Below are 508 nucleotides of genomic sequence, written 5' to 3'. Positions count from 1 at the left end.
TTCTAAATCATATGTGTTTTTCAACTGCCTTAAAGAGTTATCATTTAAGTCAACCTCCACATCTTCATTTGATATGACATACAAGTTAAACTTCCAAATATCATTCCCATTTAGCTTTTCAATTACTTCCCTTGCGAATTTCTTTGGTTTTCCCTCGAGCCCATTAGTGTCTTCATTAAAGATAACACCAACATATTTAGTTGACAAAATAGTTTCATTCAGGCTTTGCTTCCCCCCAGGCTTAAATGACTCTCTAAACTTAAAGTTAAATATATTTATAGCATTATTATCCTCATCAATATAGACGGCATCTATACCTAGATCATCATTGCTTCCCCCAGTTAAATGCTTATTAAAATCGGTGTCTGTTATTAACTTTGCCAACTCTTCAAGATCGATCGTCGCCTAGGTGAGCCATTACCCCACCTACTAGCTAATCCCATCTGGGCACATCTGATGGCAAGAGGCCCGAAGGTCCCCCTCTTTGGTCTTGCGACGTTATGCGGTA

The 508-nt window shown here is 38.4% G+C and carries 1 protein-coding gene; it reads right to left on the bottom strand.

The annotated features are described in order from the left end of the window. On the bottom strand, positions 1-384 hold a 384-nt coding region (locus ACJ5GX_RS06260), incomplete at its 3' end, for a hypothetical protein (RefSeq protein WP_495292816.1). Between the last annotated feature and the right edge of the window lie 124 nt (positions 385-508).

Source organism: Wolbachia endosymbiont of Tuta absoluta, from assembly GCF_059414725.1.
Note: the sequence above shows the minus strand (reverse complement) of the source record. Positions and strands in the feature narration are given on the sequence as shown.